Origin of the sequence: Corynebacterium sp. LK26 (assembly GCF_014335085.1) — a bacterium.
Classification (GTDB): Bacteria; Actinomycetota; Actinomycetes; order Mycobacteriales; family Mycobacteriaceae; genus Corynebacterium; species Corynebacterium jeikeium_D.
The window spans coordinates 449124-469574 of the sequence record NZ_PDHB01000001.1 but is presented as its reverse complement, the minus strand read 5'-3'; the positions used below and the strand labels follow the sequence as shown (position 1 = coordinate 469574).

The 20451-nt window shown below is 58.7% G+C and carries 15 protein-coding genes; 11 read left to right on the top strand and 4 right to left on the bottom strand.

All coding sequences use genetic code 11. The features are described from left to right. Positions 1-235: 235 nt before the first annotated feature. The 5 genes from CRD13_RS02090 to serA all read left to right on the top strand — a co-directional run bounded on the left by CRD13_RS02090 (position 236) and on the right by serA (position 7594). On the top strand, positions 236-2146 hold the full coding sequence (locus tag CRD13_RS02090; RefSeq protein ID WP_187401204.1) for an acetolactate synthase large subunit: 1911 nt from the start codon (positions 236-238) through the stop codon (positions 2144-2146). Positions 2147-2180: 34 nt separating this feature from the next. Continuing rightward, the gene (gene ilvN, locus CRD13_RS02085) at positions 2181-2684 is read left to right on the top strand and encodes an acetolactate synthase small subunit (protein ID WP_187401203.1); all 504 of its coding nucleotides are present in this window, start codon (positions 2181-2183) and stop codon (positions 2682-2684) included. Between the two features lie 53 nt (positions 2685-2737). Next, positions 2738-3754, top strand: a complete 1017-nt coding sequence (gene ilvC / locus CRD13_RS02080) for a ketol-acid reductoisomerase (protein WP_049194075.1) — start codon at positions 2738-2740, stop codon at positions 3752-3754. A gap of 281 nt (positions 3755-4035) precedes the next feature. Next, positions 4036-5760: a hypothetical protein gene (locus CRD13_RS02075; RefSeq protein ID WP_049194074.1), complete on the top strand. Its 1725-nt coding sequence runs from the start codon at positions 4036-4038 to the stop codon at positions 5758-5760. Positions 5761-5998: 238 nt separating this feature from the next. Beyond that, on the top strand, positions 5999-7594 hold the full coding sequence (serA, locus tag CRD13_RS02070; RefSeq protein ID WP_049190146.1) for a phosphoglycerate dehydrogenase: 1596 nt from the start codon (positions 5999-6001) through the stop codon (positions 7592-7594). A 122-nt stretch (positions 7595-7716) separates the two neighbouring features. Here serA and CRD13_RS02065 read toward each other — a convergent pair whose 3' ends face one another. Together CRD13_RS02065 and CRD13_RS02060 are read right to left on the bottom strand one after the other, a co-directional pair. Then, a complete protein-coding gene (locus tag CRD13_RS02065) occupies positions 7717-9219 on the bottom strand; it encodes an acetyl-CoA hydrolase/transferase family protein (RefSeq protein ID WP_048735346.1) in 1503 nt (500 codons plus the stop codon). A gap of 151 nt (positions 9220-9370) precedes the next feature. Next, entirely contained in the window at positions 9371-10447 is a 1077-nt protein-coding gene (locus CRD13_RS02060) for a GTP-binding protein (RefSeq protein ID WP_049172106.1), read from the bottom strand. A gap of 288 nt (positions 10448-10735) precedes the next feature. Here CRD13_RS02060 and CRD13_RS02055 point away from each other — a divergent pair, with 288 nt between their 5' ends. The 3 genes from CRD13_RS02055 to CRD13_RS02045 all read left to right on the top strand — a co-directional run bounded on the left by CRD13_RS02055 (position 10736) and on the right by CRD13_RS02045 (position 15066). Continuing rightward, complete coding sequence (locus CRD13_RS02055) at positions 10736-12250, top strand: acetyl-CoA hydrolase/transferase family protein (RefSeq protein WP_070605060.1); 1515 nt, start codon at positions 10736-10738, stop codon at positions 12248-12250. A 201-nt stretch (positions 12251-12451) separates the two neighbouring features. Next, the gene (locus CRD13_RS02050) at positions 12452-13981 is read left to right on the top strand and encodes an HNH endonuclease signature motif containing protein (protein ID WP_049194072.1); all 1530 of its coding nucleotides are present in this window, start codon (positions 12452-12454) and stop codon (positions 13979-13981) included. Positions 13982-14049: 68 nt separating this feature from the next. Next, positions 14050-15066 carry a 3-isopropylmalate dehydrogenase gene (locus tag CRD13_RS02045; RefSeq protein WP_101687711.1) on the top strand — a complete coding sequence of 339 codons (1017 nt, stop codon included), beginning with the start codon at positions 14050-14052 and terminating at the stop codon, positions 15064-15066. Positions 15067-15093: 27 nt separating this feature from the next. Here CRD13_RS02045 and CRD13_RS02040 read toward each other — a convergent pair whose 3' ends face one another. Beyond that, complete coding sequence (locus CRD13_RS02040; RefSeq protein ID WP_049172112.1) at positions 15094-15747, bottom strand: DUF664 domain-containing protein; 654 nt, start codon at positions 15745-15747, stop codon at positions 15094-15096. 61 nt (positions 15748-15808) lie between these two features. On the opposite strand from CRD13_RS02040, the gene CRD13_RS02035 reads away from it, so the two are divergent. The 3 genes from CRD13_RS02035 to CRD13_RS02025 all read left to right on the top strand — a co-directional run bounded on the left by CRD13_RS02035 (position 15809) and on the right by CRD13_RS02025 (position 19158). Beyond that, on the top strand, positions 15809-17683 hold the full coding sequence (locus CRD13_RS02035; RefSeq protein ID WP_187401202.1) for a DUF294 nucleotidyltransferase-like domain-containing protein: 1875 nt from the start codon (positions 15809-15811) through the stop codon (positions 17681-17683). Between the two features lie 66 nt (positions 17684-17749). Then, positions 17750-18304, top strand: a complete 555-nt coding sequence (locus CRD13_RS02030; RefSeq protein WP_246821108.1) for a 3'-5' exonuclease — start codon at positions 17750-17752, stop codon at positions 18302-18304. 65 nt (positions 18305-18369) lie between these two features. Continuing rightward, the gene (locus CRD13_RS02025) at positions 18370-19158 is read left to right on the top strand and encodes a fumarylacetoacetate hydrolase family protein (RefSeq protein WP_048735367.1); all 789 of its coding nucleotides are present in this window, start codon (positions 18370-18372) and stop codon (positions 19156-19158) included. Between the two features lie 12 nt (positions 19159-19170). On the opposite strand, the gene CRD13_RS02020 is transcribed toward CRD13_RS02025, so the two are convergent. Next, a complete protein-coding gene (locus tag CRD13_RS02020; RefSeq protein WP_070546722.1) occupies positions 19171-20403 on the bottom strand; it encodes an isochorismate synthase MenF in 1233 nt (410 codons plus the stop codon). Positions 20404-20451: the final 48 nt, after the last annotated feature.

Below are 20451 nucleotides of genomic sequence, written 5' to 3'. Positions count from 1 at the left end.
TGGGTGTCCCCGGGGTCGTGGTCGGGGAGTTTCTGGGTAGAGTGATTCCCAAAGTTGGGGCGGGGTTCTCGTTGGAATCGGGTGGGTGCTCGGGGTGTGATACGGACGGCGTGTCCAATTGACGGGATTGACTTCTCACTATGTGGACGTTAGGGTTGTAGCCAACGCCACATTCGTAGCTTCTTTGCGTGAATGTGTGTTGAGTAGTTGCCCACCATGATCCAGGAGCGAAATCGTGAACGCGCACGAGCAGCACACCCCATCGCCCGCCCAATTCGCGGCTAAGGCGCGCACCAGCGCCCCCGAGCGAATTTCTGGTGCACAAGCCATTGTCCGATCCCTTGAAGAGCTTGGTGTCGAGGTAGCCTTCGGTATTCCCGGTGGTGCAGTGCTTCCGCTCTACGATCCGATTTATGACTCGGAAAAGCTCCGTCACGTCCTCGTGCGTCACGAGCAGGGAGCTGGCCACGCTGCCACTGGTTACGCGCAGGTTTCCGGCAAGGTTGGTGTCTGTATCGCGACTTCCGGCCCGGGTGCTACTAACCTGGTGACCCCGCTCGCGGATGCTCAGATGGACTCCGTTCCGGTTGTCGCTATCACTGGTCAGGTCGGTCGCCCGCTGCTGGGTACTGACGCTTTCCAGGAGGCTGACATCCGCGGTGTGACCATGCCGATTACGAAGCACAACTTCATGGTCACCGAAGCTGAGGACATCCCGCGCGCGCTCGCTGAGGCATTCCACCTGGCTTCTTCTGGTCGTCCAGGTCCGGTTCTGGTCGATGTCCCGAAGGACCTCCAGAACACGATGATCGACTTCACCTGGCCACCGGAGATCAACCTGCCGGGTTACCGTCCGGTGACAACCCCGCACCAGCGACAGATCGACGAAGCCGCTGAGATGATTGCTGCGGCAAAGCGTCCGGTGCTCTACATCGGTGGTGGCGTCATTAAGGCCGATGCTTCCAAGGGGCTGGTCGAGTTCGCCGAGCAGACTGGGGTTCCGGTCGTGACCACGCTGATGGCTCGCGGCGCATTCCCGGACTCGCACCCGCTGCACATGGGTATGCCGGGCATGCACGGCAAGGTGTCAGCCGTCGCTGCTCTGCAGAAGTCCGACCTGCTCATCACTATTGGCGCGCGTTTCGACGACCGTGTTACCGGTGATCTGAATTCCTTCGCGCCGAACGCGAAGGTAATCCACGCCGACATTGACCCGGCAGAGATTGGCAAGCTCCGCGAAGTTGATGTTCCCATCGTCGGCGATGCCCGCGAGGTCCTTGCCGCACTTAGCGAGTCCTACACCAAGCTCGGTCTTAGTCGCCCGCAGATTGCCGACTGGCTGAAGCTTCTCGACGGTCTCCGCGACGAGTTCCCCCTCGGGTGGGAAGAGCCCGCTGATGGTGCAATCGCTCCGCAGTTTGTAATTCAGACTCTGTCCGACATCGTTGGTCCAGAGGCCATCTATGCCGCTGGCGTCGGCCAGCACCAGATGTGGGCAGCGCAGTTCGTCCAGTACGAGAACCCGCGCACCTGGCTTAACTCCGGTGGTGCCGGCACGATGGGCTACTCAATCCCGGCTGCGATGGGTGCCAAGGCGGCTGCTCCAGAAAAGGAAGTCTGGGCCATCGACGGTGATGGTTGCTTCCAGATGACCAATCAAGAGCTGACCACCTGTGCAATGGAAGGTTTTCCCATCAAGGTTGCCTTGATTAACAACGGTAATCTGGGCATGGTTCGTCAGTGGCAGACGCTGTTCTACGATCAGCGCTACTCCAACACCAAGCTGCGCCCGGAGGATAACTCCTACCTGCCGGACTTCGTCCAGCTCTCCGAGGGGCTTGGCTGCGTGGCGATCCGCGTGACCAAGAAGGAAGATGTCGCGGCGGCGATTAAGAAGGCACGCGAGATTAATGACCGACCGGTGGTTATTGACTTCATTGTCGGTGAGGATGCTCAGGTGTGGCCGATGGTGGCAGCTGGCAAGTCCAATGATGAGGTCGAATACGCCCGCGGTCTGCGCCCGCTGTTCAACGATGAGAATTCAGCAGCTGAGGCCCCGGCTGACATCCACGGCACTGTTGTGGACAACGCCGAGGACGCCGCGAAGCAGCCCGACGCTAACCACCCGTCCATGAAGACCCGCTAATCGGGATCCGAAGCAACAGGAAGTGAGTCCCAAAATGGCTGAACTGCACACTCTATCCGTGTTGACCCTCGATGAGCCGGGTATTCTGGTCCGCATTGCGGGCATGTTCACCCGTCGAGGTTTCAGCATCCAGTCGGTTACCTCGGGTGAAACTGAGACCGAGGGAGTCAACCGCATCACCGTCGTGGTTGAGACGGAGACGCTGCCGATCGAACAGATCACTAAGCAGCTGAACAAGCTGGTGCCCGTGCTGAAAGTGGTCCGCCAGCCCCCAGAGACCATGGTGTCGCGCGGACTGCTGATGGTGAAGGTTTCCTGCGACAACACCAATCGTCCGCAGGTAGTCGATGCCGCCAATCTCTTCCGTGCCCGTGTGGTGGACGTTTCTCAAGAGTCTGTCATCATTGAGGCGACGGGTGAGCGCTCGAAGCTTGTAGCCCTGCTGGAGGTCCTCGAGCCGTTTGGTATCCGTGAGCTCATTCAGTCCGGTACCGTCGCAATGGCACGTGGGCCGAAGCCGATGCTCCAGGCCCGCTAACAACTAAACGCTAAGATTTTTAACGAATCCGATTCGAAAAGAGGCTAACTTTAATGGCTATTGAACTGCTGTACGACGACGATGCTGATCTGTCCATCATCCAGGGACGTAAGGTTGCCATCCTGGGCTACGGTTCCCAGGGCCACGCTCACGCTCAGAACCTGCGCGAGTCCGGTGTCGAGGTTGTTATCGGTCTGCGTGAAGGCTCCAAGTCCGCTGTGAAGGCTCGGGAAGCTGGCTTCGAGGTTAAGTCCAACGCAGATGCCGCTGCATGGGCAGACGTCATTATGGTGCTGGTTCCGGACACCACCCAGGCAAGGGTTTACAGCGAGGACATCGAGCCGAACTTGAAGGACGGCGACGCGCTGTTCTTCGGCCACGGTCTGAACATCCACTTCGACCTCATCAAGCCGGCTGACAACATCACCGTCGGTATGGTTGCTCCGAAGGGCCCGGGTCACCTGGTTCGTCGTCAGTTCGTCGATGGCAAGGGCGTTCCGTGCCTGATTGCCGTTGACCAGGACCCGAAGGGCGAGGGCCGCGACCTGGCTCTGTCCTACGCTGCAGCTATCGGTGGCGCCCGCGCTGGCGTTATCCCGACCACCTTCGAGGCAGAGACTGTGACCGACCTCTTCGGTGAGCAGGCTGTTCTCTGTGGTGGCACCGAGGAACTGGTCAAGGTCGGTTTCGAGGTTCTGGTTGAAGCTGGCTACGAGCCGGAGATGGCATACTTCGAGTGCCTGCACGAGCTGAAGCTGATTGTTGACCTGATGTTCGAGGGCGGTATTGCCAACATGAACTACTCGGTCTCCGACACCGCTGAGTTCGGTGGCTACCTGTCTGGCCCGCGCGTTATTACCGCTGATACCAAGCAGCACATGCGCGAGATTCTGTCTGACATTCAGGACGGCACCTTCACCAAGCGCCTGATTGCCAACGTCGAGGGCGGCAACAAGGAGCTCGAGGACCTGCGCGCTTCCTACAACAACCACCAGATTGAAGAGGTCGGCTCCAAGCTGCGCGACCTGATGAGCTGGGTTAAGGTCGACGCTCGCGCTGAGACTGCCTAAGTTTGTTGCTTAAGCGAATCCCTCGCTTGTTCGCGAAGTAGGGCTTCATCACTGAGCTTCACCGCCGTGATGAGGCCCTTTTCGTATCTCTCTCACTAGTATTCTTTCACTGAACCGTGTGGGGTAGACGTGTGGAATAAACGTCTGAGCCAAAAGCAACTACTGCCAAACGGGTGTAGCCCCAGTCCTATCCGGGGTTCTAATCTGGGTTGAAAGGTCTCCCTCAACAAAGACGTTCGATAGTCTAATCGTTGAAATCAAATCATTTCACGGAGGTAAATGTGCGAGTATCCGCAATGACGCGGCGCGTGACGGCAACCGTTGCCCTGACGGTCAGCCTGGCGTTGGGGTCAAGCGCCTTGGTCGCGTGTGGAAATTCCGACAGCGCTGTTTCCACGAAGAAGGTGGACGCTGAATCGACGGTGCTTAGCGACGACATCGCAGCGTCGGAAAGCCTGATCGACAGTTCGGAAGCGGTTGTCGTTTCCTCGGCAGGCTCTGCTGAGCAGCGTAGGGCGGCAGGCATCGCGGTTGCTGCTGGTCTGCCGATGCTAGTGGCTGGTTCTGCCGAAGATGCGGAAGATGACAGTACCGCCAAGAGCCCGAAGAAGGATGCTCGTGGCCGTGATACCGGCGCCGATATCGCCGATGTGGAAAAAGAGATTGACCGCCTGGGCGCAAAGACAGTCCTTACTGTGGGGGCAGTTGACCTGACTGGGGAAGAGGGCCGTCAGATCATTGCGGATCCGGGTACGACCGATGGCCTTAAGGAGCTCGTCGGTACCGAGTTTAAGGTTCTCAAGGAGACGGAGTCGAAGCCGACTCGCGCTGTCGTTGAGATGGATCCGGAGAAGCCAACTGTCGTCGAGGGCGATGCAACGAAGGATGGGGCAGCCAACCAGGAGGCTCAGGATCGCGCCAGCGATGGGCAGGACGACAAGGGACAGGAGAGCGTCACCCTGCCGAAGGGATCTCCGAAGGAGGTCAAGGACACATTGGCACTGGCCGCACCGGGTACCGGTTTGGCCTCCATTGCTACGGCCCGTGCCGCTGGCCTGAAGGTCAGTTGGTTGCCGGTGGGCGACGCGCGTGCTACCTCTGAGTCGATTTCCGCTGCTCGCGACGGCGAGTCCCTGATTGCTCTGGGTAAGGTTTTTGGCGATAAGGACAAGTTTGATCAGTCCATCGAGCTTGCCAAAGATGACAAGGTTAAGGAGCTGCCAGGTGGAGGCACACTGCTGTTCCCCGGTCGTCATCTGATTGCAACGTATGGTCACCCAGGTGTCGCTCCATTGGGCGTGATGGGCGAGGATGATCCGGAGGATGCCGTCGCACGTGCGAAGGACTACGTCAAGCAGTACGAGAAGTTCGCTGATGACCCGGTACTGCCGGCCTTCGAGATTATCGCTTCGGTCGCGCAGGCTGACCCGGGGCCACGCGGTGACTACTCCGAGCCGGCTCCGGTTGAGACTCTGAAGCCGTACGTCGAGGCCATGACCAAGGCCGGCGGCTACGTCATCATCGACCTGCAGCCGGGTAGTGCAGACTTCCTGGACCAGGCCAAGTTCTACGAAGAACTGCTGAAGATGCCAAACGTCGGTCTGGCGCTGGACCCGGAGTGGAAGATGGAACCGGGGCAGGTTCCGGCGACCCAGGTTGGTCACGTTAAGGCTGAAGAAGTCAACCGCGTTGCTGATTGGCTGGCTGAGCTGACTCGTAAGAACAACCTTCCGCAGAAGATGCTGATGCTGCACCAGTTCCAGCTACAGATGATTCGCGACCGTGAGACGCTGGATCTGTCGCACCCGGAGCTCGCATTCGTTCTGCATGCCGACGGCCATGGCACCGCGCAGGAGAAGTTTGAGACCTGGAACGTCATGCTGCAGGATTTGCAGCCGGAGATTTTCGAGGCGTGGAAGAACTTCATCGACGAGGATCAGCCGATGTTTACTCCTGAGGAGACCATGAACATCGAGCCGCGTCCGTGGTTGGTTACGTACCAGTAGGTTATAGACCAGCAGAAATAAAAATATAACGCGAAATATTTGCCGACTTGAATGTCGGGGGCAACGGCGCTTACTCCCTAAACAAAGGGTAGTAAGCGCCGTTTTGCTTAGGTAAGTCCCCCCGTGTCTCACCCCCAGAGTTTATGATGAGACGTAATGCGCGTGCACGCTTTAGTAGTTTTCTTAAGTGACACCGCACATACTGCATAAACTTTTCGAGACAAACCAGGAGATGCTTGTGAGCCAGAACGCTCGCCCCGTTGTCCTCATCGCCGACAAGCTGGCACAGTCCACTGTGGACGCATTGGGGGATTCCGTTGAGGTCCGTTGGGTAGATGGCCCGAACCGCGCTGAGCTCCTGGCTGCGGTTGGTGATGCTGACGCACTTCTCGTCCGCTCCGCTACCACCGTGGATCAGGAAGTCCTCGAGGCTGCTCCGAATCTGAAGATCGTCGGTCGCGCCGGCGTTGGCCTGGATAACGTCGACATCGATACCGCTACCAAGCGCGGCGTCATGGTTGTCAACGCTCCGACCTCCAATATTCACTCTGCATGTGAGCACGCAATCGCACTGCTGCTGGCCACCGCTCGCCAGCTGCCGGCTGCGGACGCGTCCCTGCGTGAAGGGGAGTGGAAGCGCTCTTCCTTCAAGGGTGTCGAAATCTTCGGCAAGACCGTCGGTATCGTCGGTTTCGGTCACATCGGTCAGCTGTTTGCGCAGCGTCTCGCTGCTTTCGAGACCAACATCATTGCGTACGATCCGTACGCGAACCCGGCCCGTGCTGCTCAGCTCGGTGTTGAGCTGGTTGAGCTGGAAGACCTGATGGCTCGCGCTGATTTCGTGACCATCCACCTGCCGAAGACCAAGGAAACCGCCGGCATGTTCGATGCTGAGCTCCTGGGCAAGGCCAAGAAGGGCCAGATCATCATCAACGCTGCCCGCGGCGGTCTCGTCGACGAGCAGGCGCTTGCCGACGCAATCAAGGCTGGCAACATCCGCGGTGCTGGCTTCGACGTGTACGCGACCGAGCCGTGCACGGATTCCCCGCTGTTTGGCCTGCCGGAAACTGTTTGTGCTCCGCACCTGGGTGCCTCCACCGTCGAGGCGCAGGACCGTGCAGGTACCGATGTCGCTAAGTCCGTACTGCTGGCCCTGGCTGGCGAGTTCGTCCCGGATGCAGTCAACGTTTCCGGTGGCGCTGTCGGCGAAGAGGTGGCCCTGTGGCTCGAGCTGGCTCGTGAGCTGGGTCTGGTTGCTGGCGGTCTGCTCGAGGGCGCTCCGGCTGCTGTTGAGGTCACCGCTCGCGGTGAGCTGCACACTGAGGACGTTAACGTTCTGGGTATGGCAGCAATCCGTGGACTGTTCTCTCTCATGGTGGAAGAACCGGTCACTTTCGTCAACGCTCCGCGTATCGCAGAAGAGCGTGGTGTGACCTTCACTGTCGAGACCGAGCCGGAGTCCGTCTCCCACCGCTCCGTACTCGAGGTCAAGGTCATCGGTGCTGATGGCTCCACCGCTACCGTCGTTGGTGCTCTCACTGGCCTGAACCGCGTCGAGAAGATTGTCCGTATCAATGGCCGCGGCATCGACATGCGCGCTCAGGGCCGTAACCTCTTCCTGCTGTACAACGACGTTCCGGGCGCTCTGGGTCGCGTTGCTACCACCCTGGGTGAGTCCGGCATCAACATCGAGGCTGCTGCTCTGTCTCCGCAGGAAGCAGATCAGACTGCCATCCTGGTGCTGCGCGTTTCCAAGGAGGTTCCGGAGGAGCTCGTCGGAAAGATTACCGAGGAGATCTCCGCTACCCACGCTCTGCAGCTCGAGCTGGACTAGTTCTGAGCGCCTAGGCGTTTTAGAGCTAGTCTCTAGCGCAGCTTCTACTGCATGAAAAAATCCCCTCCGCATGGAGGGGATTTTTGTTTCCCAGCTGATCTATGCAGCCGTAGCCCTACTGCCTAGCCCTTCATCGAGCCCTTCTCAATCATGTTGACGTGGAAGTCGAAGGCAGTACGCAGGTCGTGCGGGGTAGACATGCCCGGAGCGGTCTTCAGCGCGCGCTCGTAGTACTCCTCCAACAGTGGCTGGTACTCCGGGTGTGCAACGGAAATCATCTTCGCCACGCGGTCACGCGGTGCCAGGCCACGCAGGTCAGCGAATCCACGCTCGGTGATGATGACCATGGCGTCGTGCTCGGTGTGGTCAATGTGCGAAGCGAACGGAACGATAGTCGAAATCGCACCGTCCTTCGCCAGCGACGGCGAGATGAACGAGGAAACGAAGGCGTTACGGGTGAAGTCACCGGAACCACCGATGCCGTTCATCATGCGGCTGCCGTTGATGTGGGTGGAGTTGACGTTGCCGTAGATGTCGGCCTCAATCATGCCGTTGGTGGCGATTAGGCCGACGCGACGGACAACCTCCGGGTGGTTAGAAATCTGCTGCGGGCGCAGAATGATGTTCTCGCGGTAGCGAGCAGCCTCGTTGTTCATACGCTCGGCCGCTTCCGGAGACAGGGAGAAGGAGGTAGCCGAAGCGACGGTCATCTTACCTGCGTCAATCAGGTCAATCATGCCGTCCTGAATAACCTCGGTGTAGGCCTTGATGTTCTCAAACTTGGAGTCCAACAGACCCGCCATCACGGCGTTCGGAACGTTACCGACGCCCGACTGCATGATGTACTGGTCGTAAGCCAGGCGACCCGCGCGAACTTCGCCCTCGAGGAAGTCGAGGAAATGGCCGGCAATAGCCTTCGAGGTCTCATCCAACGGCTTGAACGGGGAGTTGCGGTCCGGCGCGTTGGTCTCGACAACTGCGACAACCTTGTCCAGGTTGATGTCGATGTAAGGGGTACCAATGCGGTCACCCGGGGCGTTGATCGGCACCGGCGTGCGGTTAGGCAGGTGCTGAATGCGGTAGATGTCGTGCATGCCCTCGAGTTCCTCGGACTGCCACGAGTTGACCTCGATGATGATCTTGTCAGCGTTGTCCATCCACTCGACGTTGTTGCCAACGCTTGACGACGGAACGAGGTGTCCATCTTCCGTAATACGAGTGACCTCAACAATTGCGGCGTCAATCGGCAGGAAGCCCTGCTCGATGTACAGCGCGGAGTGGGAGAGGTGGATGTCCTGGTACTTCGCCTTGCCGGAGTTGATGGACTTACGCAGTGCCGGATCGCCCTGGTACGGCATGCGGTAGCGAATGATGTCAGCTTCTGCCATCACGCCGTCACAGTCTGGGGCAGTGGAAGCGCCTGTGTAGATGTCGACAGCGAACTCTTCACCCTTGGCGTGAAGTTCCTTGCCACGGTTTGCCAGCGCAGTCGGCAGGGCCTTCGGGTAGCCAGCACCGGTGAAGCCAGAGATGCCGAGGGCATCACCATGATTGATAAACTGTGCAGCCTCGTCGGCGGTCATTACCTTGCCGCGCAAACCGGCATGTGCGATGCGATCAGACATGTCATCTCCTAGATAGACTGTTCGACTTTAGTTTTGTCGCCTAACCTAGCATGCGCTAACAGTGTGTTGCCACACCCGCAGGTTGAGAAGTGATTTATGACACTCTGATCGCTTCAGCGGGTCGTTTATCGGCGCTCTTCCAGGGGCTTTGTTACAGCAATTCCCGCACTTCTTCGTCAGTCAGCATGGCATCCTCGAATGCCTGCAGTGTGGCCTCTGGGTTAAATTTCACACCGATGAGTACGACCTCATTGGATGGTGGGACATCGGTCTGCGCCCACATGACGGCAGGGGTGATCTTCAGGTTCGGCCCCGCCTGACTCCACACGTGGGCGACTTCGAGGCGGTCGGAAATCCAGCAGTGCCCCTTGGATCGTACGAGCCCCTTTGTGCCGCGGAGAGCCTTAATCAGTCGTTCGCGGTCGAAGGGGCGGTTGCCTCGGAAAACAACCGAAGAAATGCCGTATTCTTCAGTCTCCGGCGTGTGGGGATTCGCAAGTTCTTCTGCATATCCGTGGAAAGTGGCCGCGGTACCTTCGTCGTAAAGCGATGCGTCGAGAATGGCAGAGGTGGCGATTTCGCCGTTAGTCACGCGGACGATGCGTGCGCGGGGGTTCATGGCGCGGATTGTTTCCTCGGTGCCGCCGGTGAGCTTTTCGCCGGCGAGGTCGGATTTGGTGATGAGGATGAGATCGGCGAATTCCACCTGGTCGACAAGGAGGTCAGCGACCGTGCGTTCGTCGTCAGGCAGTGCGCGTCCCTGGCGGAGACTGTCGAGGAATGTAGAGGCGTCGACGAGCGTGACCATCGTGTCGATGGGGGCGATGTCGGCGAGGCGACGGCCATCGTCGAATTCCCACTCGAAGGTAGCGGCGACTGGCATGGGCTCGGAGATGCCGGTGGATTCGATGACGATGTGCTCGAACTTGCCGCTGCGCGCGAGCTTGCCGACGTTTTCAACGAGGTCATCTCGCAGCGTGCAGCAGATGCAGCCGTTGGACATTTCGATGAAACGGTCCTCGCCGCGCTCGAGATATGTGCCTTGCTCGATGAGGGCGGCGTCGACGTTGACTTCCGAGAAGTCGTTGACGATGACCGCGATTTTGCGCCCCTGTGAGTTTGCCAGGAGGTTGTTGAGGAGGGTGGTCTTGCCGGCGCCCAGGAATCCGGACAGGACGGTGACGGGAGTGGTCTCGGTGGTGCTATCAGAAAATTCGGTAGAAGTCACCCGACAAGATTAGCGTACTGAAAATGATTATCAATAACTACTGCGCGAATTGAGCTAGGCGAGGGGTCGTAAATGTGTCGTACGGCTTATTGTCAGACAGTTGTGACGTAGGGCATAAAACGGTGTTGTAGTCGGCTTTAGTGTCGCGTGAAGTGTGCCTAAAATGGGGGCGCTTTCGGGCATCTGAATGAAAGGCACTAACCGCTTCGTTGATAGGGTTGGGGGTGTGCTTTGGTGTTCGAGGCACTACCCCGATAGTCGCGTTGGGGGATATAGAAAGGTGAATTCATGTCAGATCGTATTGCCCATGCTGGTCTCAAATCCAAGGTGATGACCGCGCAGGAGGCGGCGCAGTTCATTAACCACGGAGACATGGTGGGCTTTGCCGGATTTACCGGTGCTGGCTACCCGAAGGTTGTCCCGCCGGCTCTCGCTGAGCGCATGGAGGCCGCTCACGAGCGTGGCGACGAGTTCAAGATTAAGGTCTTGACCGGCGCGTCTACCGCTCCGGAACTTGATGGTGCGCTGGCGAAGGCCAATGGTGTTGAGTGGCGTATGCCGTACCAGTCCGACCCGGGAATGCGTAACCGTATTAATGCAGGCGATGCCTTCTATAGTGATATTCACCTGTCGCACTCTGGCCCGATGACTGAGCAGGGCTTCTTTGGCCCGGTCAATGTTGCTGTGGTCGAAGCTGTTCGCATTAAGGCCGATGGATCCCTGATTCTTTCCTCTTCGGTTGGTAACAGCATTTCTTACTTGAATGCTGCAGAGAAGATCATTATTGAGGTCAACTCCTGGCAGTCCGAGGATCTCGAGGGTATGCACGACATCTACAGTGTTGGGCTGCCTCCGAACCGTAAGGAGATTCCGATTGTGAACCCGGGGGACCGCATCGGCACTCCGGATGTTCAGATCGATGTCGATAAGGTTGTCGCTGTCGTCGAGACGAACGCCGAGGACCGTAACTCGCCGTTCAAGCCGCTGGACGATGACTCTAAGGCCATTGCCGGCTACCTGCTCGACTTCCTCGATGGGGAGGTCAAGGCCGGTCGTCTGCCGGAGAACCTGCTGCCGATGCAGTCGGGTGTCGGTAACATTCCGAACGCTGTGCTCGCAGGCCTGCTCGACTCCAAGTATGAGAACCTGACCTCCTTCACTGAGGTTATCCAGGACGGCATGGTCGACCTGATGGATGCTGGCAAGCTGACCGTGGCTTCCGGTACCGCATTCTCGCTGTCCCCGGAGTACGCAGCTCGTATGAATGAGAATGCTGCTGACTACCGCGAGAAGATTGTTCTGCGTCCGCAGGACATCTCCAACAACCCGGGTCTGGTCCGCCGCATGGGGCTGATTACCACCAACGGCATGATTGAGGCTGACATCTACGGCAACGTCAACTCCACTCACGTGGCTGGCTCCCGCATGATGAACGGCATTGGCGGTTCCGGTGACTTCACCCGAAACGCCTACATCTCTACGTTTGTGTCCCCGTCGCTGGCTAAGAATGGCGACATTTCCGCAATCGTGCCGATGGTCTCTCACGTTGACCACACTGAGCATGACGTGATGGTCATCATCACTGAGCAGGGTCTGGCTGACCTCCGTGGGCTGGCGCCGCGTCAGCGTTCCCGTGTTGTCATTGAGAAGTGTGCGCACCCGATGTACAAGGAGGCGCTGCTCGAATACGTTGAGCGTGCTGAGAGGGTCACCCCGTACCTGCATACTCCGCATGACCTGGGTACTTCTTATGACTTCCACCGTCGTTTCCTCGAAAACGGTTCCATGAAGCCGGTCGACTAGGTTTCTAGTGCGGTTCCCGCTTTACGACGAAGTTTGCGTCGTAGGGCGGGATTTTCTTTCGGCTTTAGTTCGAAATAGTGTTCGAGTAATGTGGAGATTTTTGGGGTGCGCAGCGGTTTGAATCCGGGGTGGGGGATATGGTGTGGGCGAATTGATAAAGAACTGTTCGTTAGAGGACCTCGTTAGGGAGGGGACAGTGCAATGTCAGAGTTGGAATCGTGTGGGGAATTTCGGTTCAGCCATGAGGTGAGGGCTCATTCGCTCGCTGAAGTGATGCGCGAGATTAATCGTCTGGAGATGGTTATCGCTCAGCGGGTCGCACCACCAGATGATGGCGATGTCGAAGCTCATTTGGCTTATTGGTCGGTGGTGCTTGGAATCTCACGCGCCGAAGTGAACAAATATATGGAAATTGGCTACATGCTTGGACGTATGCCGCAACTAGCGGAAATGTGTCAGGAGCGCGGGCATTTGTCGATGAGGCATTTAGCAATGCTTGGTAAACATACCCGACCTGTAGCCGATGACAAGGTTGACGCAGTGGAGTCGGGTCTCGTGGACGTCGTTAAGCCTAGGCGCGACGGGGAGGCACTCCGTGGCGTGCGTGCGATGGCAACGCGGGTGCAGCGAGTGATTGGTGAGTGTGCTCCGGAAGTGCGGCCACGTGATGTGGATGTCGCTGGGTTGCAGGCTGATAGGGTCCTGGCCCGGAATGTGGAGGCGACCGTAGATGCTGCAATTGATGCGGCGGCATACCAGGTCGAGGCGGATGGAGGGTCGGCGGATAATCCCGTGGAGTCGGAGGAGGTACGGGAGGTTCAAGCTGCGGCTCTCGACTACTTCGGCGATCGTATGACGGCTAAGGAGTTTATCGCAGTTGATGAACATGGTGACGCTGGAGTTACGACACTGACTACTGTACTCGAGCGGCATCATGCAGTGGAAGCCCTTGCAATTATCGACGCAGTGGCTAAGAAGATGAAAGTGAGTCGCGCGGCAGCTTTCATGCATGCGTTACGCGGTACTTGTGAGGTGGAGGTGAATCTGGAACTCTTCCGAGTGCTCTCTCCCGGGGAGGATGGCGAACCGGAAAACACTCCAGTGTGGCTCGCTGGCGCAGGTTGGCTTTCTTCGCTGGTGGCCGAGTCTTGGCTGAAGCGGGTATCGACATTGCGGGTGCTGGGGGATAGTGCGGTTGAGGGGTATCGGCCCTCCGAGTCTCAGCGTGCATTCGTGCGTGCCCGTGACGGTGTGTGTAGTTTTCCTGGATGCGATGTCCCCGCGGAAAAGTGCGATATCGACCATATTGTGGAATTTGATCACAGCCTTTCCGGTGGTGAGCGGCAAAAGGAAGGGGTCACGCACACAGATAATCTCCATTGTCTCTGTCGAAGGCACCACAACCTCAAAACTGCCGGTATGTGGCGAGTTGTTCGAGGTGATGATGGGATCGAAGCTTGGACGTTCCTCTCTTGTGATGAAGGGCCGTTTGCGCAGTCGGAAAAAGAGCACACTGGGCATGGTCGTTACACCTTTGCCTCGCAGACTGAAAAGAAGACCGCTGCGCTGGCTGAGCACAATGAGAAACGTCGCAAATTGCATGACAATCTCCGCGGCCTAGTGGATAAGGTGCGGCGGGATATGGAAAAGGAGAGAGCAGTAGGCGGGGTGGATTGTGAAAACGATGGAGATGGTAAAAATCGCGCAGACAGTGACGGGGGTGAGCGCTAGGTTCTGCTACACTCATTTGTGTCCATATAGTGAGAAGGGTATCTCAAAAAATGACTGAGGCAGGAAAGCTGAAGATCGCCGTCATCCCGGGTGATGGCATCGGCACGGAAGTTACGGCAGAGGCACTGAAGGTGCTCAAGGCTGCTATCGGCGAGTTCGACACCACCGAGTACGACCTCGGCTCGCGTCGCTACTTGCGCAATGGCGAACTGCTTACCGACGCCGATCTCGACTCCCTGCGTGAGCACGACGCTATTCTGCTCGGTGCTATCGGTGACCCGGCGAACGTTCCTCCGGGTGTTCTCGAGCGCGGCCTGTTGCTGAAGATGCGCTTCGCGCTGGATCACCACGTCAACCTGCGTCCTTCCAAGCTCTTCCCGGGTGTCGAGTCACCGCTGAAGAACCCGGGCGAAATTGATTTCGTGGTCGTCCGCGAGGGAACCGAAGGTGCTTACACCGGTAACGGCGGTGCGATTCGCGTCGGCACGCCACACGAGGTTGCCAACGAGACCTCCGTCAATACCCGCTTCGGTGCTGAGCGCGTTGTTCGCTACGCCTTCGAGCTGGCTATGACCCGTCGTAAGAAGCTGACCCTTGTCCACAAGACCAATGTGTTGGTGCACGGTGGCGGTATGTGGCAGCGCACGGTCGATGAGGTCGCTAAGGAATACCCAGAGGTAGATGTCGATTACTCGCACATCGACGCTGCGACAATCTACCTCGTCACTAATCCTTCGCGTTTCGACGTCATCGTCACCGACAACCTCTTCGGCGACATCATTACTGATGAGGCTGGTGCAGTGTCGGGCGGTATCGGCCTGGCGGCGTCCGGCAACATTGACGCCTCTAATACCAACCCGTCCATGTTTGAGCCCGTTCACGGCTCCGCTCCCGACATTGCTGGCAAGGGGATCGCTGACCCGACCGCAGCCATTCTGTCGGGTGCCATGATGCTGCGCCACCTGGGTCGTGAGGAAGACGCTCAGCGCATCGAGGCTGCTGTGGAAGCTGACATGGCTACTCGCGGTAGTGGCCCGATCAAGACCGCTGAGGTTGGCGACCGCATTGCTGCTGCTTTGAAGTAGCGCAGTAAAAAATAGGGGGGGAGAGGGCTAGGCAATCACAGTTTTGCCATCGACGGTAGTGATGTGAGTCTTACCGTCGGCGGTGTGCTCGATGAAGTCCGACGCATGTCCGACCTGGCGAAGTACATCGATGATGGTGTCAAGGGGGTATGGGGATGAGCTTCCTGCGCCGTTATCGGAATCATCCCCTCCCAGTCCTGCCACTAGCGCATCCCTCGTAATCTCCGCATGTCCCAGGTGCTGAGCCGCCTCGTGGAAGACATGCACAATCACGCCTTCGATGCTGCCGCACCACCAACGGTCCTTATCGGTAGGAATAACAGCAGGAGCACCAGCGCGGTCCACGCCTTGCAACTCCACCAGCGCGGATTCAATGGCCGCGCGGTCACGGTGGTAAATCTCCAGCCCTTCCGAAACACTGCAATGAGCAGAAAACTCCCCATCGCGATCACGGACATAATCACGCCCAAGGCAGACGCGCTCGAGCCAGTACCTCGCGGATCCGGTCACATGTCGTAACAGCACGGCCAGGGAGTTAATGGCTGGGATGGGGAGGGTTGCGTTGAAGGTGTCGTCGTCAAGCGTCGCGACGAGTGCCGCGAGCTTGTCCATCCTGCCGAGGATGTGGGCGTCGAGCGGCCATTCGGGATTTATTGAAGCGCTGTGTGTGGAATTGGTCATAAGGTCGAGTATTCCCGCAAATCAGTCCTATTGGGAGCAAAAATAGGGGATAATTGACCCCATGACCGTCGAGCTTGCGGAAATCGCAGACTTCCTCAGCCATACTCGCCCCTTTTCGGACCTCAACGATGAAGAGCGCGCGACTATCCCACCGCTTTTGACCATGCGCTATGCCCGTCGTGGAACGGAGATTATCCGGGCGGGTGCGGATAACAACAGCTGTTTCATTATTCGCTCCGGCATGGTGGATCTCTTTGACCCAGCTGGCACGCTGTTGGACAGGCGAGATGTGGGAGATCATTTCGGCTATTCGACGCTGCTGAGCAGTGACCCTTCGCTATACACGATGACGGCAGTGGAGGACTGCGTATTCCTAGTGATCTCCAAGGAGGTTTTTGACCAGCTCAATGAGCAGTTCGTAGAGGTCCGGCGCTATTACGGCGGTGAGAACGCGCGCATTCGCGCAGTGGCATCGAAGCTGCGGAGTACTGCGGCATCGGAGTCATTGCGCACACGGGTTGCGGATCTGATGGAAACATCGCTGGTGACCTGCAGTGCTGATGCGACAGTACAAGAGGCGGCGCAGATTATGACGGAGCGGAATGTCTCCAGTTTGCTCGTAATGGAGTCTGCAGGCGCCAACCAGAGCCCGCTCGTCGGCATCATCACTGACCGTGACCTCCGTCGTCGAGTGCTGGCAGAGGCGAAGCCCGCGGCGACGCTTGTAAGCGAAGTGATGACCGGGAACCCGGAAACCATCAGTCCCGACCTGCTGGTTTTTGAGGCCATGCTGCTGATGGCTGAGCGCGGTTACCATCATCTGCCGGTGCACGACGGGACGAGAGTGGTCGGCATGATTGTCATTGGTGACCTGCTGCGCAGTCTGCACACCGATCCCGTGTACGCGACGGCGACGCTGGCGCGGAAGAGCGATATCTCGGAGATTGCGGAGATTGCTCAGAACGCGCGGCGGATTGTCGGCCGGTTTATTGACCGAGGTGATTCGGGGGAGGAGGTCGCCAAGCTGCTGACTGCCGTGGCCGATGCTGTCACCCGACGCCTGGTTGCGCTGGCGGAGGAAAAGCTTGGGCCGCCACCAGTCAGCTACGCCTTTGCGGTACTGGGTTCGCATGGGCGCGGGGAGATGGGGCTCGCGTCCGATCAGGACAATGCGCTTGTTCTCGCCGACGACTACGACGCCGACGCTCATGCTGACTATTTCGCCGCGCTTAGCGACGAGATTTGCACCAACCTCGACCGAGTCGGTTATCCGCTCTGTCCAGGGGACATGATGGCCAGCAATCCTGCGTGGAGGATGACCAAGTCGCAGTGGCTGCGCACGTTCCACGGGTGGATTACCGCACCGGAGGCGGAGGCGCTGTTACATGCACAGACCTTCTTCGACATGCGAGCGGTAGCGGGCGATGTGCAACTGGTAGAGGAATTGCGCGCGGCCTACCTACCGCTGGCCCAGGGGTCGCAGCGCCTGCACGCGCACTTGGCCAAGCTCTCGGCCTGGCGGGAGCCGCCGCTCGGCTTCTTCCGTGGCCTGGTGCTGGAGAAGGGCGGCGAGCACGCAGAGACCCTGGACATCAAGAAGGGGGGAACTGCTGCTGTGGTGCAGATGGCGCGCCTATTTACTGTGGCGGCCGGGCTGCCGCAGCTGTCCACGCGTGAACGCTTGGCGGCGAGTGTGGGTGCCGGAAGCGTGAGCCGTCAGGGTGCGCAGGATCTGGCGGATGCGTTCGAGTTCCTGTGCACGGTGCAGCTTCATCACCAGCAGGCCCAGTTCAACGCTGGCGAGCAGCCGAATAACCACATCTACCCGAAGCGTCTCTCCAGCCTGGAACGCGAGCACCTGCGCGATGCGTTTGGTGTTATCCGCAAGTTGCAGCAGAGCCTCGGGGCGAAGTATCCCATCCGGGCGATGTCGTAGTTTAGCTGTGTGAGTTAGCTGTGTGAGCGCGCAATGTTGAAGTTTTTCAAACCCCGCAAGAGACTCTTGGACGCACCTATCCGCGACAATGCTTGGCTCGCGGTCGATGTGGAAACCACCGGTCTGGATCCCTCCAAAGATCAGTTGCTTTCCATCGGTTGGGTTGCCGTCGAAGGCCGCGACATCGTGCTGGAAGAGTCGGGTCACCTTCTCATTCGCCCAGAGCGCGAGGAGGTGAGCGTCGGCGAGTCGGCGACGGTGCATGGGCTTACCGACGACATGGTCGCAACCGGGGTAGAGGCAGAGGTGGCCGTCGGCAAGCTGTTAGAAGCTCTACGGGGACGGAAGCTGCTGGCGCACTACGCGCGGATGGAAGTTGGTTTCCTGGATCCGTTGTGCCGGAAGTACTTTGATGCGCGCTTTGATGTGCCGGTGGCGGACACGATGACACGCGAGTACGACGCAATTCTGCGAGCCAACCGCGAGCCGGTCCGTGATGAGCTGCGGTTGTGGTCACTGTGCGACAAGTACGGCATTCCCCGTTTTAAGGCCCATCATGCGTTCAACGATGCGCTGGCTTGTGCGTTGGTGTGGCTTGCGCAGGAATCGCGCGGAGTTTAAATCGTACATGTTTGAGAGTGGGGGTCATTGCATAGTTATTGCAATGTGACGTGTACCCTATTTTTATGCGTATTGCTCGAATCGCCCACCCAGAGGGCATGTGCTTCGCGCTCGTCGAGGGCGAAGGCAATGAAGTTACTTTGCACGAGATCGAAGGGCACCCTTTCGGTCAGCTGAATAAGACTGGTCGTTCCTGGCCGCTTGCCGACGTACGTCTGCTTGCCCCGATGCTGCCGTCGAAGGTCATCGCTATTGGTCGTAACTACGCTGACCACGTCGCCGAGGTGTTCAAGAAGTCGGCAGAATCGCTGCCGCCGACGATGTTCATTAAGCCGCCGACGGCCGTTATTGGTCCGGAAGCGCCGATTCGCATTCCGGATTTCGCCACTAACGTCGAGTTTGAGGGCGAGCTGGCACTGGTTATTGGTAAGCCGTGCAAGAACGTCAAGAAGGAAAACGCTCACGATGTGATCTTCGGATACACCATCGTCAATGATGTTTCTTCCCGTGACCTGCAGTTCGCCGACGGTCAGTGGGCGCGCGCAAAGGGCATCGATACCTTCTGCCCGCTGGGCCCGTGGATCCAGACGGAGCTGGACTACAACGAGCTTCCAATCAAGGCGCACCTGACTCACGAGGGTGTTACCGAGACTAAGCAGGACTCCAACTCCAACCAGATGATTATGTCCATCCCGGAGGTCATCGAGTTCATCACCGCCTCGATTACGCTGCTGCCGGGTGACGTCATCTGCACCGGCTCCCCGGCCGGTACCGCTGCGATGTTCCCGGGCGACCGCATCGAAATCGAGATTCCGGGTATTGGCAAGCTGGCCAACCCGGTGGAGCGGGCTTAAGCCGCTAGGGGCTTAAGCGCCCTTAACTCCAAAAGCGCGGAGCACAGTGCCCATTTTGGCGCTGGTTTCCGTGACTTCTTCTTCTGGGGCGGAGTGCGACACAATGCCGCCTCCGGCCCATAGTCGTGCCACGGACCCCTCAGTGTCGATTTCGGCACAGCGAATGGAGACCACGAACTCACCATCGCCATTCTCATCGCACCAGCCGACAGCGCCGGAGTAGAAGCCGCGGTCAGTCTCTACGGCCTGAATGACGCCGAAGGCGGATTCCGTCGGCGTGCCACAAATGGCTGGTGTTGGGTGCACCACCAGTGCCAAATCCAGCGCGGACAGCGACGGATCCTTCAATCGACCGCGGATATGCGTGGCCAAGTGCCACATCTCGGCAGTGCTCATCAGCTCGGGGCTGTCCGGAACATCCAGCGAACTGCACAGCGGCGCCAGGTTGTCGGCGATGTCATCGACAACGAAGGCGTGTTCATCCAGGTTCTTGCGCGAGTCCGCTAAACGACGAGCCGACGCCCGGTCCACCTCTTCATTCCGGGATCTCGGCAGCGACCCGGCCAAGGGAAATGCCTCAACGATGTCACCCGTACGGCGGACCAGCATCTCCGGGGAGGAACCGATGAGCAACTTGCCCTCATAATCGGAACCGGCGGGGGAGAGATCCACGACAAAGCCATCGCGGTTGGGGGATCCGTCGATCAGCCGCGATGCGAGTAGGAGCGGGTCAATCGGGGGATCGATTTCGAGTTCCACGGCGCGCGCGAGCACGACCTTTTCCAGCGCCGAGTACTCGATTGTGCGGATGGCTGCGGCGATGCGCTCAGCGTGCTCGTCGAGCGGGGGATCGTAAGCGACGATGTTGGCGTGGGGCTTCGGTGCGTTCCAACGGTAGTGCGCGGGTGGCTCCAGCGGCTGCGAGGAGCGGATGACTTCCCGGGGAACGGTCAGGGCGGCGGGCTTGTCCAAGTCGAAGGGCAATGCGCCGACTACCATCTTGTGAATGCCCGAGTGCAGTCCCTCGGCCGCGAGCCAGGGGTCGGAAAGCTGCTCTTCAATACCTTGCGTGCGGATGGAGCCGTGTGCCCGGGAGAGCAAAAAGTCCGGGGCGGTGGTCGGGCGGGACGTATCCCAGCGCGTCGAACGCTTCGGAGTCGCTGCAGGCTCGTTCGACGGGTGAGAATTCTCCTGCTTCTCTTCTTCGTTTCCGCCGCCCAGAGAGGGGTGGTTTTCCATGGACATAGCCCTAACCCGCCTCCTCAATCTAAACCCAGTTGTGCTTCAGTTTAA